Source organism: Afifella pfennigii DSM 17143 (assembly GCF_000688515.1).
Taxonomy (GTDB): Bacteria; Pseudomonadota; Alphaproteobacteria; order Rhizobiales; family Afifellaceae; genus Afifella; species Afifella pfennigii.
In genome coordinates, this window is the sequence record NZ_JHZK01000001.1 from 371,749 (window position 1) to 386,433 (window position 14,685).

16 protein-coding genes are annotated in these 14,685 nt (G+C 67.1%); 6 read left to right on the forward strand and 10 right to left on the reverse strand.

Annotated elements, in window-relative coordinates; all coding sequences use genetic code 11:
- Nucleotides 1-12 precede the first annotated feature (12 nt).
- The 10 genes from phnE to phnG form a co-directional block, all read right to left on the reverse strand.
- A complete protein-coding gene (gene phnE, locus Q331_RS0101845) occupies nt 13-834 on the reverse strand; it encodes a phosphonate ABC transporter, permease protein PhnE (RefSeq protein WP_026379270.1) in 822 nt (273 codons plus the stop codon).
- A gap of 77 nt (nt 835-911) precedes the next feature.
- Nucleotides 912-1,916 (reverse strand): phosphonate ABC transporter substrate-binding protein, encoded by a 1,005-nt coding sequence (gene phnD / locus Q331_RS0101850; RefSeq protein ID WP_026379271.1) that lies wholly within the window; start codon nt 1,914-1,916, stop codon nt 912-914.
- Nucleotides 1,917-1,952: 36 nt separating this feature from the next.
- Nucleotides 1,953-2,801, reverse strand: coding sequence for a phosphonate ABC transporter ATP-binding protein (gene phnC / locus Q331_RS0101855; RefSeq protein ID WP_026379272.1), 849 nt, complete (start codon nt 2,799-2,801; stop codon nt 1,953-1,955).
- Nucleotides 2,802-2,930: 129 nt separating this feature from the next.
- Entirely contained in the window at nt 2,931-3,560 is a 630-nt protein-coding gene (locus Q331_RS0101860) for a DapH/DapD/GlmU-related protein (protein WP_026379273.1), read from the reverse strand.
- A complete protein-coding gene (gene phnL / locus Q331_RS0101865) occupies nt 3,557-4,264 on the reverse strand; it encodes a phosphonate C-P lyase system protein PhnL (RefSeq protein WP_026379274.1) in 708 nt (235 codons plus the stop codon). The genes Q331_RS0101860 and phnL overlap by 4 nt, the downstream gene beginning before the upstream one ends.
- A gap of 4 nt (nt 4,265-4,268) precedes the next feature.
- A complete protein-coding gene (gene phnK, locus Q331_RS0101870; RefSeq protein WP_026379275.1) occupies nt 4,269-5,063 on the reverse strand; it encodes a phosphonate C-P lyase system protein PhnK in 795 nt (264 codons plus the stop codon).
- A complete protein-coding gene (locus Q331_RS0101875; RefSeq protein ID WP_026379276.1) occupies nt 5,060-5,965 on the reverse strand; it encodes an alpha-D-ribose 1-methylphosphonate 5-phosphate C-P-lyase PhnJ in 906 nt (301 codons plus the stop codon). The genes phnK and Q331_RS0101875 overlap by 4 nt, the downstream gene beginning before the upstream one ends.
- Nucleotides 5,966-6,158: 193 nt before the next feature.
- Nucleotides 6,159-7,259: a carbon-phosphorus lyase complex subunit PhnI gene (locus Q331_RS0101880; protein ID WP_026379277.1), complete on the reverse strand. Its 1,101-nt coding sequence runs from the start codon at nt 7,257-7,259 to the stop codon at nt 6,159-6,161.
- The gene (gene phnH / locus Q331_RS0101885) at nt 7,259-7,864 is read right to left on the reverse strand and encodes a phosphonate C-P lyase system protein PhnH (protein WP_026379278.1); all 606 of its coding nucleotides are present in this window, start codon (nt 7,862-7,864) and stop codon (nt 7,259-7,261) included. Before phnH ends, Q331_RS0101880 begins: the two co-directional genes overlap by 1 nt.
- Nucleotides 7,861-8,322 carry a phosphonate C-P lyase system protein PhnG gene (gene phnG, locus Q331_RS0101890; protein WP_026379279.1) on the reverse strand — a complete coding sequence of 154 codons (462 nt, stop codon included), beginning with the start codon at nt 8,320-8,322 and terminating at the stop codon, nt 7,861-7,863. The genes phnH and phnG overlap by 4 nt, the downstream gene beginning before the upstream one ends.
- A 67-nt stretch (nt 8,323-8,389) precedes the next feature.
- On the opposite strand from phnG, the gene phnF reads away from it, so the two are divergent.
- The 6 genes from phnF (at nt 8,390) to galE (ending at nt 14,672) form a co-directional block, all read left to right on the forward strand.
- Nucleotides 8,390-9,148: a phosphonate metabolism transcriptional regulator PhnF gene (phnF, locus tag Q331_RS0101895; RefSeq protein WP_026379280.1), complete on the forward strand. Its 759-nt coding sequence runs from the start codon at nt 8,390-8,392 to the stop codon at nt 9,146-9,148.
- Between the two features lie 201 nt (nt 9,149-9,349).
- Nucleotides 9,350-10,657 carry a sn-glycerol-3-phosphate ABC transporter substrate-binding protein UgpB gene (ugpB, locus tag Q331_RS0101900; protein WP_034490602.1) on the forward strand — a complete coding sequence of 436 codons (1,308 nt, stop codon included), beginning with the start codon at nt 9,350-9,352 and terminating at the stop codon, nt 10,655-10,657.
- Between the two features lie 75 nt (nt 10,658-10,732).
- On the forward strand, nt 10,733-11,617 hold the full coding sequence (gene ugpA, locus Q331_RS0101905) for a sn-glycerol-3-phosphate ABC transporter permease UgpA (protein WP_026379282.1): 885 nt from the start codon (nt 10,733-10,735) through the stop codon (nt 11,615-11,617).
- A complete protein-coding gene (ugpE, locus tag Q331_RS0101910; RefSeq protein WP_026379283.1) occupies nt 11,617-12,462 on the forward strand; it encodes a sn-glycerol-3-phosphate ABC transporter permease UgpE in 846 nt (281 codons plus the stop codon). The genes ugpA and ugpE overlap by 1 nt, the downstream gene beginning before the upstream one ends.
- A gap of 8 nt (nt 12,463-12,470) precedes the next feature.
- Entirely contained in the window at nt 12,471-13,562 is a 1,092-nt protein-coding gene (locus Q331_RS0101915) for a sn-glycerol-3-phosphate import ATP-binding protein UgpC (RefSeq protein ID WP_026379284.1), read from the forward strand.
- Between the two features lie 72 nt (nt 13,563-13,634).
- Nucleotides 13,635-14,672 carry a UDP-glucose 4-epimerase GalE gene (galE, locus tag Q331_RS0101920; protein WP_026379285.1) on the forward strand — a complete coding sequence of 346 codons (1,038 nt, stop codon included), beginning with the start codon at nt 13,635-13,637 and terminating at the stop codon, nt 14,670-14,672.
- The last annotated feature ends 13 nt before the right edge of the window (nt 14,673-14,685 follow it).

The following is a 14,685-nucleotide window of genomic DNA, read 5'->3' on the forward strand; positions in this document are numbered from 1 at the left end:
TTCCAAGGACCTCTAAATCACCGCCTTGCGCAGCTGCTGGGAGATGATGTCGACGACCGACACCGTGACGATGACGATCAGGATGATGGCGGCCGTCTCGGCGTAGAGGAAAGAGCGAATGGATTCAAACAGCACCTGGCCGATACCGCCGGCGCCGACGATGCCGAGCACGGTGGCGGAGCGCACATTGGTCTCAAAACGATAGAGCGAGAAGGAGATCCATAGCGGCGCCACCTGCGGCACCACGCCGAAGATGATCTCCTGCAGGCGCGTGGCGCCGGTGGCGCGCACCCCTTCCACCGGCCTCGGATCGACGGCCTCCACCGCCTCGGAGAAGAGCTTGGAGATGATGCCGGTATTGTGGACGAAGAGCGCCAGCACGCCGGCGAAGGGGCCGAGGCCAACGGCGGTGACGAACAGGACGGCGAAGACCAGCTCGTTGATGGCGCGCGTGGCGTCCATCAGCCGGCGCACCGGCTGCACGACCCATACCGGGGCGATGTTGGAGGAGGAAAGCAGCGCGAAGGGGATGCCGAAGACGATCGACAGCACCGTGCCCCAGACGGCGATCTGCACGGTGAGGACCATCTCCTCCACGTAATACTGCCAGTCGCGGAAGTTCGGCTTCAGGAAGCCGCCGGCGTAATCGGCCATGTTGCCGGCATCGGAGAAGAGCGAGGGCAAGCGCCACATCTCCGAGGGGCCCCAGCTCCAGGCGAGCACCAGCGCCACCCCGCCCCAGATGAGGAAGGAATAGGCGCGCTCGCTGAAGGATCGGGGAGGCAGCTGGTTGGCCTGTCCGGTGCTTTGCCCGGCACGCTCGGCGAGATCCATGGTCGGGAAATCCTTCTGGAAGAAGAGGCGCCGGGCGAATGGCCCGGCGCCGAAAGCAATGTCTGGAAGGTGCCCGCTCAGCTCTGCGGAACGGTGTCCATCAGCTTCTGGATCTTCTCTTTCTGCGCCGCGAGCGTCTCAAGCTCGGCCTTCTTTTCCTCCTCCGACATGTTGTCGGCGGCCTGGATGCGGGCCTCCTGCTTGGTGATCTCCATGATGCGGATCGGGTAGAGCTGCGCGTCGGAGGAGGGGCGGAACGGCGCCCAGGCGAGGCCGTCCAGCACCTCGCGCGCGGCGGCCACTTCCTCCGGCGTGCCGAGGCGCCCGTAGCTCATCACGAAGGTGTAGATCTTGCGCTTGGCGTCCTCGTCGAGATCCTTGCGCCAGACCAGCGGATCGGACGGGATCAGCGGCGACTGCCAGACGACCTTGATCTTGTTGCGGGCCTCCGGCGCGGTCACCTCCAGGCGGCGCAGGTTCTCCGTATTGTTGGCGGCAACGTCCACCTGCCCGTTGGCGGTGGCCATGGCGTTCGCCTCGTGATTGGCGTTGCGTACCGTCTTGAAGCAATCCTGCGGGGTGATGCCGTTCTTGGCGAAGACGAAGGTCGTCGGCACCAAAAAGCCGGAGGTGGAGTTGGGATCGCCGATGCCGAAATCCAGCGACTTGTCGCACTTCAGAACGTCGTCGAGCGAGTTGATCGCGTCGTTGTCGGCCTGGGTGATCAGCACCGACCAGTAGCCGGGATTGCCGTCCACATCGACGGTCTGGGCGAAGACCTCGCCGTTGGAGCGGTCGACCGCTTCCATCGCCGATTTGTTGCCGAACCAGGCGACATCCACCTTGCCGAAGCGCATGCCTTCGATGACGCCGGCATAGTCGGAGGCGAAGAAGGCGTTGACCTTCATGCCGGTCTGTTCCGACATCGCCTCCAGGAACGGATCCCAGACCGTCTTCAGGTTCTGGCTGGATTCGGTGGAGATGATGCCGAAATTGATCTCGCTCGTCTGCGCCAGCGCGGTGCTGGCGGCGAGCGTCGCCGCCAGGGTGGCGGCGGCGAGGCCCTTGGTGAATGCGTGCATATCGTGCTCCTGGGTTGGCCCGAACGGGGCTTGGGGTCAGCTGGCGACGGCGGCCAGCTCCTGTCGCGCGGCCACCGGCACCGGCCGGGGCGCCGGACGGCGGACCGCGCTGGTGAGGATGAGCTCTTCGCTCGCCTCCCCGTAGATTTCGCGCAGGAAGTCGTCGCTGAGGGCTTCGGAGGGCCCGTCGAAGGCGACCTCGCCGGCCTTCAGCGCGATCGTGCGCGGGCAGAAGAGCCGGGCGTATTCCACCTGATGCAGGGAGACGACGACGGTGATGCCGTCCACCTGATTGACCTCCGCCAGCGCCTCCATGACGCGCTTGGAGGAAGCCGGGTCGAGCGAGGCGATCGGCTCGTCGGCGAGGATGACCTTGGCGCCCTGGACGAGGGCGCGCGCGATGGCGGCGCGCTGCTGCTGGCCGCCGGAAAGCGTGGAGGAGCGCTGGCGCACCGTCTCCGCGATGCCGACGCGGGCGAGCGCGCCCATCGCCCTTTCCTGCTCGCTGCGGGTGAAGAGGCCGAACGTGCCACGCCAGGCCGGGATATGGCCGAGGCAGCCGACGAGAACGTTGGTCAGCACCGGCAGGCGGCCGACGAGATTGAACTGCTGGAAGATGACGCCGACTTCGCGGCGGATTTCGCGCGCATTCGCCGACAGCTTGCCGTTCTCCTGCATGGTGCGGCCGAGCACCTCGATGCGGCTCTTGCCGCCGGTGCCGCGCTCAAGCCCGGCGATATGGCGAATGAGCGTCGATTTGCCGGAGCCGGAGGCGCCGATCAGCGCCACCATCTCGCCGGGCTCCACGCCTAGGCTGACTTCCGAGAGAGCGGCCTTCTTGCCGTAGCGCTTGGAGAGCTTTTCGACGGCGACTGCTGATGACATCCGGCCTCACCTGCCCTTGCGGGCTCCTTGTTCGACCGTTCCCTAGCAGCGCCTCTTGTCGCTTCGATCTCGCTTCGATGACAGTTCCGATGAGTTGACATGACCCGAGTGTGACACGCCAAGCCGTTGTCAGAGCTTCGCTTTCTCGTATTTCTCCAGGAAGGCCTCGACCGAAAGCTGGCGAAAATCGGCAAGCGCCGCGCCGATCGCCTCATGCGGCCAGTCCCACCAGGCGAGCCGCTGAAGGCGCGCCGCGATCTCAGGTTGAAAACGGCGCTTCACCACCTTGGCGGGAACGCCGACGGCGATCTGATAGACGCCCACCGGCCGGGTGACGACGGCGCCGGCCGCGATCACCGCCCCGTTGCCCACGGTAACGCCCGGCAAAAGGATCGCCCCGTGCCCGATCCATACGTCATGGCCGATGGTGACGGCATGCTGCCGCCGCCAGGCGAAGATCGCCTCGTCCGGCTCGCTTCCGGCGAAATAGTCCGGCGAGCGGTAGGTGAAATGATGCTGGCTCGCCCGCCACACCGGATGGTTCGGCGCGTTGATGCGCACATGCGAGGCGATGGAACAGAATTTGCCGATCTCGGCGAAGAGGATCTCGCCATCGCCCATGATGTAGCTGTAATCGCCGAGCGAGGCGTGCGAGATGCGCGTGCGCTCGCCCACCTCCACATAGCGGCCGAGCCTTGCTTCCTCGGTGACGGCGCCGGCTCCCAGGAAGGGGGCCTCGCCCAGACGCGTCGCGCTCACGCCGCAGCCCGCGGCGCAAAGCGCGTCACGTCGATTTCCCGGTCGGCGACCCGCCCGCGCGTTTCCCCGTCGTGGAAGATGCCGAGGAAGCTGGTTCCGGCCGCCTTGCCCTCGTTGATGAGGGCGATGACGACATCGCGGTTCGCCGCGTCGAGCGAGGCCGTCGGCTCGTCCAGAAGCAGCAGCGGATGGCCGGCGATGAAGCCGCGGGCGATGTTGACGCGCTGCTGCTCGCCACCGGAGAAGGTCGCCGGCGGCAGATGCCACAGCCGTTCCGGCAGGTTGAGCCGCGACAGGAGCGCGTCGGCCTTGGCGCGCGCCTCCTGCCGTTGCGCGCCGCGCTCCAGCAGCGGCTCGGCGACGAGGTCGCGGGCGGCGATGCGCGGCACGACGCGCAGGAACTGGCTGACATAGCCGATATCGCTCTGCCGGGCCGCCAGGATGGTGCGCGGATCGGCGCGGGCGATATCGACCGGCTCGCCCTTTTGCCGCGCCAGCAGGATGACCCCACGATCGGCGGCGTAATTGCCGTAGACCATCTTCAGGATGGAGCTCTTGCCCGAGCCGGAAGGCCCGCCGAGAGCGACGCATTCGCCCGGATAGACCTCGAACGACGCATCGGCGATGACGGGCAGATGGATGCCGCCGCGCAGATGCATGGTGAAGCTCTTGCCGAGATCGGCGGCGTGAAGGCGCGCTTGCATGGGCTCAGGCCTGCAGGATGGAGGAGACGAGAAGCTGGGTATAAGGCTCGCGCGGATCGTCGAGCACGCGGTCCGTCAGCCCCTCCTCCACCACCTCGCCTTCCTTCATCACCATGATGCGGTGCGATAGGAGCCTTGCCACGGCAAGGTCGTGGGTGACGATGAGCGCGGCCATGTCGAGCTCGGCGACGAGCGCGCGGATGAGGTCGAGAAGGCGCGCCTGCACCGAGACGTCGAGCCCGCCGGTCGGCTCGTCCATGAAGACGAGGCGCGGCGCGGTGACGAGATTGCGGGCGATCTGCAGGCGCTGTCGCATGCCGCCGGAAAAGGCGCGCGGGCTGTCGTCGACGCGGTCGGCCGGCACCTCCACGCGCTCCATCCAGGAGAGCGCGGAGCCGCGGATTTGGCCGTAATGGCGCTGACCGACCGCCATCAGGCGCTCGCCGACATTGGCGCCGGCGGAGACGTTCATGCGCAGCCCGTCGGACGGGTTCTGATGCACGAAGCCCCAATCGGTGCGCATCAAAAAGCGCCGCTCCGCCTCCCCGAGCGAGGCCAGATCGCGCATAACCCCGTCGCGCATCAGATAGCGGACGGCGCCGGAGGAAAGCGAGAGCCGGGCGGCGAGGCAATTGAGCAGCGTCGTCTTGCCGGAACCCGATTCGCCGACGACGGCCAGAACCTCGCCCGGATAGAGCTGGAAGGAGACCTCGCGGCAGCCGAGCCGCGTGCCGTAGAAGCGGGTGACGTTCTCGGCGCTGAGCAGCGGCGCTTGCGTCTCGTTCAGGGGCGCGCTCATTCGCCCGCCTCCGCCGCGCCGGCAAGCGCTCCGGCGAGATGGCCGCGATGGCCTTCCTCGCGCCTGCCCTCGCAGTAATCGCTGTCGGAGCAGACGAACATCCGCCCGCCTTTGTCGTCGAGGATCACCTCGTCGAGATAGACGCCGGTGGCCCCGCACAGGCCGCAAGGCTCGCAGAAGCGCTGCACCTCGAAGGGATGATCCTCAAAATCGAGGCTTTCCACCTTGGTGAAGGGCGGCAGGGCGTAGATGCGCTTCTCGCGCCCGGCGCCGAAAAGCTGCAGCGCCGGCGAGTTGGTGAGCTTGGGATTGTCGAATTTGGGGATCGGCGAAGGGTCCATCACGTAGCGCCCCTCCACCTTCACCGGATAGGCATAGGTGGTGGCGATATGGCCGTGGCGGGCGATATCCTCATAAAGCTTCACATGCATCAGCCCGTATTCCTGCAGCGCGTGCATGACCCGCGTCTCCGTCTCGCGCGGCTCCAGAAAGCGCAAAGGCTCCGGGATAGGCACCTGGTAGACGAGGATCTGGCTTTCGGTCAGCGGCATCTCAGGCACCCGGTGGCGGGTCTGGATGATCGTCGCCGCCTCGGTGCGCGTCGTCGTCGCGACCCTCGCCGTCTTGGCGAAGAAGGCGCGGATGGAGACGGCGTTGGTGGTGTCGTCGGCGCCCTGGTCGATGACCTTCAAGACGTCGTCCGGCCCGATGACGGCGGCCGTCACCTGCACCCCGCCCGTGCCCCAGCCATAGGGCATCGGCATTTCTCGGCTGGCGAAGGGCACCTGATAGCCGGGTATGGCGACCGCCTTCAGGATAGCCCGGCGGATCATCCGCTTCGTCTGCTCGTCCAGATAGGCGAAATTGTAAGGGGTGTCAGGCTTTTGCACCGGGTCGCTCATCGCCGAGCCTCCGATCGCACCACGCATGCGGCATGGAGCCCGCTGCACCAACGCCACTTGTCGTCATCGCCGGACTTGATCCGGCGATCCATTCCTCGGGGCCTGAAGCTGTCGTAGCCGCCATGGCATGGATGCCATGGTCGAGCCATGGCATGACGACAAGCGAAGCTGTGCCCGCGCGCGCTCAAATCTTTCATTCGGCCGCCTCCCGCTGTTCCTTGCCCGCTTCGCGCGCCTCGTGCTCGGCCCTCAGGCGTCGCAAGAGGTCCAGCTCGGCCTGGAAATCGACGTAATGCGGCAGCTTCAGATGCTCCACGAAGCCGGTCGCCTGCACGTTGTCGGCATGGGAGAGGACGAATTCGGCGTCTTGCGCCGGCGCCGTCTCCTCCTCGCCGAGCTCGGCCGCCCTCAGCGCCCGGTCGCAGAGCGCCATCGCCATCGCCTTGCGCTCCGCATGGCCGAAGACGAGGCCGTAGCCGCGGGTGAATTGCGGCGGCGCGCTCGCCGAGCCCTTGAACTGGTTGACCATCTGGCATTCGGTGACGGTGAGGCGGCCGAGCGGCACGGCGAAGTCGAGGCCCGGCACCTCGATCTCGATTTCCACCTCGCCCATGCGGATCTCCGCCGCGAAGGGATGCGAGCGGGCATAGCCGCGCTGGGTGGAATAGCCGAGGGCGAGCAGGAAGCCTTCATCGCCGCGCGCCAGGGCCTGCAGGCGAAGCTCGCGCCCCGCCGGAAAGGACAGGGGCTCGCGCGTCAGATCCGCCGGCTCCGCCTCGCCATCGGGATCGGCCTCGATGAGGCCGGCCTCGCCGAGAAGGTCGGTGACGCGCGCCAGCGGCCCCTCGCCCGGATCGGCGCCCGCCTCCGCCGGCTCAGCCTCGCCCTCCCCTTCAAGGTCCGGATCGAGCAGGCGGTGGGTATAGTCGAAGGTGGGTCCGAGGAGCTGGCCGCCCGGCAGATCCTTGAAGGTCGCCGAGATGCGCCGCTCCACCAGCATGGCGCCGGTATCGACGGGCAGGCTGGCGCCGAAACGCGGCAGCGTCGTGCGATAGGCGCGCAGAAGGAAGATCGCCTCGACGAGGTCGCCGCGCGCCTGCTTGATGGCGAGCGCGGCGAGCCTCCTATCGTAGAGCGAGCCCTCGCCCATCACCCGGTCGACGGCGAGCGACAGCTGCTCCAGGATCTGATCGACGCTGAGCGCCGGCACGCCGGGATTGCCGCGCCGCCGCTCCGCCAGCAGGCGATGGGCGTTGGCGATCGCCTTCTCGCCGCCCTTGACCGCGACATACATCAGCCGGCTCCTTCCAGGATGCGGGTGGAGCGCGGCAGCCCGGCGATCGCCGCCGGCGCCGCCAGGACGAGATCGACGCCGCGCGGGAAGAGCGCCCGGTTGTCCTTCAGCTCGCGCACCAGCCGCTCCGGCAGCGGCTCGGGGCGAAGCTCGGCCGTCTCGGCGATGCCCGGCCCCTGAAGCCTGAGAGGCTGCGCGCCACAAAAACCCTTCACCTGCACCACCAAGATCGTGGAGCGGTCCGGATATTCCTCCGTTCCCAGCCAGAAGGAGGCAAGCGGCGGCATGCCGGCCGCATCGGCGATGACGGCAAAGGCCGCCCGGCCCGGCACGGAGACGATGGGCGCGCCGACATGAAAGCCGAGCCATTGCCTGACCGCCTCGCTGCCGGCGAGCGGCGGATCGAGGAAGATCGGCGTGTCGGCATCGGCAAGGCAGGCGATGACGGCGGCCGCCGCCGGGCAGAGGGGTGCCGGCGGCCGGACGAGATCGGGGAGATTTTCGATCTCGCCCGGCCGCGACAGGGCACGCAGGAGCCCCCGGAAGACGGCCTGCGCACCGAAAACCGGGTCTGTGAAGCCACCGCTCAAGGCATCGGTCTTCATTCGTCCTCCCCGCGCACCATGGTGAAGAAATTGACTCGCGTCGCCGCCGCCTTGGCGCGGCGCTCCGCATCGGCATGTGCAAGACGGTCTTGAATGGGCGCGACCACCTTCTCCTCGACCTCGCGGCGATGCGCCGGGCTCTGCCAGAGCGCGTCGAGCGCCGCCACCAGCCTGGCGCGCTCGCGCTCGCGCCCGAGCACATGGCCGTGGCCGACTTCGCCGCTGGAAAGCCGCACCGCCGCGCGCGTCACCGTCACCTCGCCGAGATTGAAGGGCGCGCCGGCCCCGCCGATGCGCCCGCGCGCCATGACGAGACCGAATTCCGGCGCGCGCAGCGTCTCCATCTCCGGCCTGGCGGCAATCGCCGCAATGCCGTCCGCGAGCTCGGCGAGATCGGCCCGCGCCAGCACGCTGAGAACGCCTCGCCGCTCCTTTCCCACTTGCTCGACCCCGTTCATTGCCTTGCCTGAAACTTGTATAATGTTGTAGACAAGTACACAATAAGGGCCGAACGGTGACGCCACGATGACAGAGACGGCTTTTTCCGACGAGCGGGTCAGCCGCCGGGCCGGCGTCTCCCTGTGGCGCCAGATCGCCGATGTGTTGCGCGCCGAAATCGTCTCCGGAAAATGGCCTGCCGAAGCGCCGCTGCCGCCCGAAGCGGCGCTCGCCGGGCGCTTCGGCGTCAACCGCCACACGCTGCGCCGCGCCCTTGCCGTGCTCGCCGCGGAGGGGCTGGTGCGCTCCGATCAGGGTCGCGGCACCTTCGTCACCGCCGAGCGCCTGGCTTATCCGATCGGTCGGCGCACGCGCTTTTCGCAGATCGTCTCACGCCAGGCGCGCGCGCCCGGCGGGCGGCTCATCGCCAGCCAGGTGGAGCCGGCGCCGCTGTGGCTCGCCGAGCATCTCGGCGTCGCCGAGGGCGCCCGGCTCATCCGCCTGGAGACGCTCTCCGTCGCCGACGGCGTGCCCATCTCCGCGGCCACGAGCTGGTTTCCGGCCTCCCGCTTTCCCCGTCTCGTCGCCGCCTATGCGGAGACCGGCTCCATCACCGCTGCCATGGCCGATCACGGCCTTGGCGATTACTTCCGCCGCTGGACCAAGGTGCGCGCCCGCCAGGCCGAGCCGGCCGAGACGGAGCGGTTGCTTCTGCCGCGCGGGGCGAGCGTGCTCGCCACCGAGGCGCTCAACGAGGACAAGGATGGCGTGCCGGTACATTATTCCGACACCGTTTTCGCCGCCGACCGCATCGAGCTCGTCATCGAGCCCGAACGCGCTCGCTGAGCCTGAAATCCTCGCGCCTTCCCGTCTGACGCGAACGGCCCTGCCTGCCTCTTCTCCCGAAGAGACGGCACTTTTGCGCCGTCACGGAAGCTTCATGCCCTTGTCACCCACGCGTTGGACAGCCACTCTAGCAACCCTCCCGTGTGGGGGCGGCGCCACGGCGGCGCGCTCCGGCTAAGCATGAGGTGTTTCATGACGAGGATGAACAAGTGGTTGGGCCGAGCCTCCGTCGCGGCGGTGGCGATCGCCCTGAGTTCGACGGCTTTTGCTGAGACGGAGATTCAGTTCTGGCACGCCATGGGCGGCGAGCTCGGCAAGAAGGTCGAGGAGATCGCCTCCGGCTTCAACGAGACCCAGTCCGACTACAAGGTCGTGCCCGTCTACAAGGGCAATTACACCGAGACCATGACGGGCGCCATCGCCGCCTTTCGCGCCCGCCAGCAGCCGCATATCGTCCAGGTCTTCGAGGTCGGCACGGCGACGATGATGGCCGCGGAGGGCGCCATCAAGCCGGTCTACGAGGTGATGGAAAACGCCGACGTGGAGTGGGATTCCAACGCCTATCTGCCGGCCGTGCGCAGCTATTATTCGACCTCCGACGGCAAGCTCCTGTCGCTGCCCTTCAACTCCTCCAGCCCGGTCCTTTGGTACAACCAGGACCTTCTGGAGGCGGCCGGCGCCGAGCCGCCGAAGACCTGGGACGATGTCTTCGACATTGCCGAGAAGCTGCAGGCGAACGACCACAAATGCGCCGTCTCCTTTGGCTGGCAGTCCTGGACGATGGTGGAGAACTTCCTTGCCTGGCACGATCAGCCGATCGGCACCAAGCAGAACGGCTTCGCCGGCCTCGACACGGAGCTGGCCTTCAACCGCTCGCAGGGCCTGACGGACCTGCTTCAGCGCATCGCCGACAGCCAGGAACAGGGCACCTTCAAATATGGCGGGCGCCGCGGCGAGAGCCTGCCGCTCTTCCTCAGCGGCGAATGCGCCATGTGGATCAACTCCTCCGCCTATTACGCCGACATCAAGGACCAGGCCGAGTTCGCCTTCGGCCAGACCATGCTGCCGCTTGATACCGCCATCGCCGAGGCGCCGCAGAACTCCATCATCGGCGGCGCCACCTTGTGGGTGCTCGCCGGCCACGAGGACGAGGACTATCAGGGCGTGGCGGAATTCTTCAACTATATGAGCTCGCCCGAGGTCCAGGCCGACTGGCATCAGTTCACCGGCTATGTGCCCATCACCACGGCCGCCTACGAGCTCTCCAAGGAGCAGGGCTTCTACGAGGAGAACCCGGGCACCGACACCGCCATCCAGCAGCTCTCCTTGAACGAGCCGACCGAGAACAGCCGCGGCCTGCGCTTCGGTAACTTCGTCCAGATCCGCGACGTCATCAACGAGGAGCTGGAGGAGCTTTGGACCGGCAAGAAGACGGCCAAGGAGGCGCTCGACGCCGCCGTGGCGCGCGGCAACGAGCTCCTGCGCGAATTCGAAAAGGCCAACTCCTAGGTCTCGGCGCCGGGCCTGCGCTCGCAGGTCCGGCGCTTTGCAACGCCGGCCGCGCAACGGCCGGGGGGCCGGTTCATGCGCACCAAACGTGTCGTCTTCCGCAGTCTCTGGCTGCCCTATCTTCTGATCGCGCCGCAGATCGCCATCACGGCCATCTTCTTCCTGTGGCCCGCCGGTCAGGCGATCTACCAATCCTTCCTGCGCCAGGACGCCTTCGGCCTCAGGACCGAATTCGTCGGGCTGGAGAACTTCGCCCGGCTCGTCAACGATCCGCTCTACTTGAAGAGCTTCACCACAACCCTTGTCTTCAGCGCGCTGGTGGCGGGCATTTCCATGGGCGTTGCGCTTCTCCTCGCCGTCATGGCCGACCGGGTGCTGCGCTCCGCCCTCTTCTATCGCACGCTGCTCATCTGGCCCTATGCGGTGGCGCCGGCCGTGGCGGGGGTTCTGTGGTTCTTCCTGTTCAATCCCACCATCGGCATCGCCGCGTATTTCCTCGCCCGGCTCGGCTATGAGTGGAACCACTATGCAAGCGGCACCGACGCCATGGCGCTCATCGTCATCGCCGCCGCCTGGCGCCAGGTCAGCTACAATTTCCTCTTCTTCCTCGCCGGCCTGCAGGCGATCCCCGGCTCGCTGACGGAAGCGGCCGCCATGGACGCTGCCGGCCCCTTCAAGCGCTTCTGGACCATCCAGCTGCCGCTCCTGTCGCCGACGGTCTTCTTCCTGCTCGTCGTCAACCTCGTCTACGCCTTCTTCGACACCTTCGGCATCGTCCACGCCACGACGCGCGGCGGGCCCGGTAACGACACCGCCATCCTCGTCTTCGAGGTCTGGCGCGACGCTTTCGAGGGTCTCGATCTCGGCTTCTCCGCGGCCCAGTCGGTGGTGCTGATGGCCATCGTCATCGCCCTGACGGCGATCCAGTTCCGCTACATCGAGCGACGGGTGGAATATTGATGGTCGAGAACCGCCCCCTCACCAACATCGTCACCCATGGCGTCCTCATCCTCGGCGCGGCGGTCTTCGTCTTGCCGATCTGGATCGCCTTCGTCGCCTCCACCCATACCGGGCGCGAGGTCAATCGCGGCCTGACCCTGTGGCCGGGCGACCAGTTCATCGCCAATTACACCACGGCCCTCACCGAGGGCGTGGCGACGGCCGGCGCCCCGCCGCTCGCCCTGATGCTGTTCAATTCCACCGTCATGGCGCTCGCCATCGCCGTCGGCAAGATCACCATCTCGCTGCTGTCGGCCTTCGCCATCGTCTATTTCCGCTTCCCCTTCCGGGTGCTCGCCTTCTGGACGATTTTCGTCACGCTGATGCTGCCGGTGGAGGTGCGCATCCTGCCGACCTTCGAGGTGGTGGCCGGGCTCGGCCTGTTGAATTCCTATGCCGGCCTCTCCATCCCGCTGATCGCCAGCGCCACCGCCACCTTCCTCTTCCGCCAGTTCTTCATGACCGTGCCGGACGAGTTGACCGAGGCGGCGCGCATCGACGGGGCCGGCCCCTTGCGCTTCTTCCGCGATATCCTGGTGCCCTTGTCGCGCACCAACCTCGCTGCCCTCTTTGTCATCCTCTTCATCTATGGCTGGAACCAGTATCTGTGGCCGCTCCTGGTGACGACGGATGAGAGCTACTACACCATCGTCATGGGCATTCAGCGCATGCTGGCGACATCCGACCAGTTGCCCGAATGGCACCTCATCATGGCCACCGCCATCCTTGCCATGATCCCGCCGGTCCTCGTCATCGTTCTCATGCAGCGCCTCTTCGTGCGCGGTCTCGTCGAGGTGGAGAAATAGGAGAGAGTATGACCGCCATTACTTTGCGTAACGTCAGCAAGACCTATCCTGGAGGCGTTGAGGCCATCAAGGGCGTCTCGCTCGACATCGGCGACGGCGAGTTCCTCGTCCTCGTCGGCCCTTCGGGCTGTGGCAAGTCCACGCTTTTGCGCATGATCGCCGGGCTGGAGACCATCACCGCCGGCGAGATTTCCATCGGCGAGCGCGTCGTCAACAACCTGGAGCCGGCCGAGCGCGATATCGCCATGGTCTTCCAGAACTACGCCCTTTATCCGCATATGAGCGTGCGCCAGAACCTGGAATACGGCCTGAAGAACCGCCGCATGGCCCGCGACGAGATCGCCCGCCGCGTGGAGAAGGCGGCCGGCATCCTCGGCATCGCGGAGCTTCTCGCCCGCAAGCCGCGGCAGCTTTCCGGCGGTCAGCGCCAGCGCGTGGCCATGGGCCGGGCCATCGTGCGCGAGCCGGCGGCCTTCCTCTTCGACGAGCCCTTGTCCAATCTCGATGCCAAGCTGCGCGTGCAGATGCGCGCCGAGATCCGTCACCTGCAACGCTCGCTTGGCACCACCAGCGTCTACGTCACCCACGACCAGTTGGAGGCGATGACGCTCGCCGACCGCATCGTCGTTCTCAACGGCGGCGTGGTGGAGCAGGTCGGCACGCCGATGGAGGTCTACGAGCGGCCCGCGAGCCTCTTCGTCGCCTCCTTCATCGGCTCGCCCGCCATGAACCTGGTACCCCTGCAACAGGCGCGCGAAAGGGCCGCCATCGCCGGCCTCGTCAACGGCTCCGTGCCTTCGGGCCTCTCCACCGACGCCGTGCTCGGCGTCCGCCCGGAGGACATGACGGTCGGCGAGAACGGCGCCGGCGCGGACGCGGTGCGCTTTGCCTTCACCGTCACCGCTGTGGAGGCTGTCGGAGCGGAGAGCTACGTCCACGGCAATCTGCAGGGCGGCGCCGGCGATATCGCCGTGCGCATGCCCGGCTATCATCGGCTGGAGCCCGGCACTGTCCTTTCCGCGGTCACGGCGCCGGAAAAGCTGCATTTCTTCGCCGGCGCATCGGGCCAGCGTGTCGACCGGGCGGGAGCGGCGCAATAGCCGCCGCAACCCTTCGCTAAGCCCTCGCTGCTATCTCATGTAGGAGAGGCGAAACCGCGTGGGAGAAGGCGCATGACAGGGACGATCCTCGTCGCCGGCGGCAACGGCTATATCGGCAGCCATGTCGTGGTGGAGCTCGCCGCCGCCGGTTTCCGGCCCGTCATCGTCGACAATCTCGCCAATTCCAAGCCGGAGGCGGCACGTCGCGTTGCCGCCATCGCCGGCGCGAAGGTGCCGCTCCTGGTCGGCGACGTGCGCGACGGCGCCTTTCTCGATGCGGTGTTCGAGGCGCACGACATCGATCTCGTCATCCATCTGGCGGGACTGAAGGCTGTCGGTGAATCGGTCGCCGAACCGCTTCGTTACTACGACGTCAATGTCGGCGGCGCCGTCGGCCTGCTTGCCGCCATGCGTCGGCACCGGGTCAGGCGCATGGTCTTCTCCTCCTCCGCCACCGTCTATGGCGATCCGGTGAGCGTGCCGATCACGGAGGACTTCGCCACCGGCGCCACCAACCCCTATGGCCGCACCAAGTTGATGATCGAGGAGATTCTTGCCGATCTCGTCGCCTCCGACCCGGCCTGGCGGGCCGTCAGCCTGCGCTACTTCAACCCGGTCGGCGCGCATGAGAGCGCCCAGATCGGCGAGGACCCGAACGGCATCCCCAACAATCTCTTTCCTTTCATCGCCCAGGTGGCGGTCGGTCGGCGGGAGAAATTGTCGGTCTTCGGCGGCGACTACGGCACGCCGGACGGCACCGGCGTGCGCGACTACATCCATGTCGTCGATCTTGCCCGCGCCCATGTGAAGGCGGCCGAGGCGCTGCTTTCCGGCGCTCTGGCCACCGGCGCGCATCTGCCGATCAATCTCGGCACCGGCCGCGGCTTCAGTGTCCTCGACGTGGTGCATGCCTGGCGGCGCGCCACCAACCGGCCGATCCCCTATGAGGTCGTTGAGCGGCGGCCGGGCGATATCGCCGCCTGCTACGCCGATCCGCGTCTTGCGGCGAGCCTTCTGGACTGGCGGGCGGGCTTCGATCTCGACGCCATGTGCCGCGACCATTGGCGCTGGCAGAGCCGCAATCCGAACGGCTACGAGGAGGCGGCCTGAGAAAGGCCGCGCT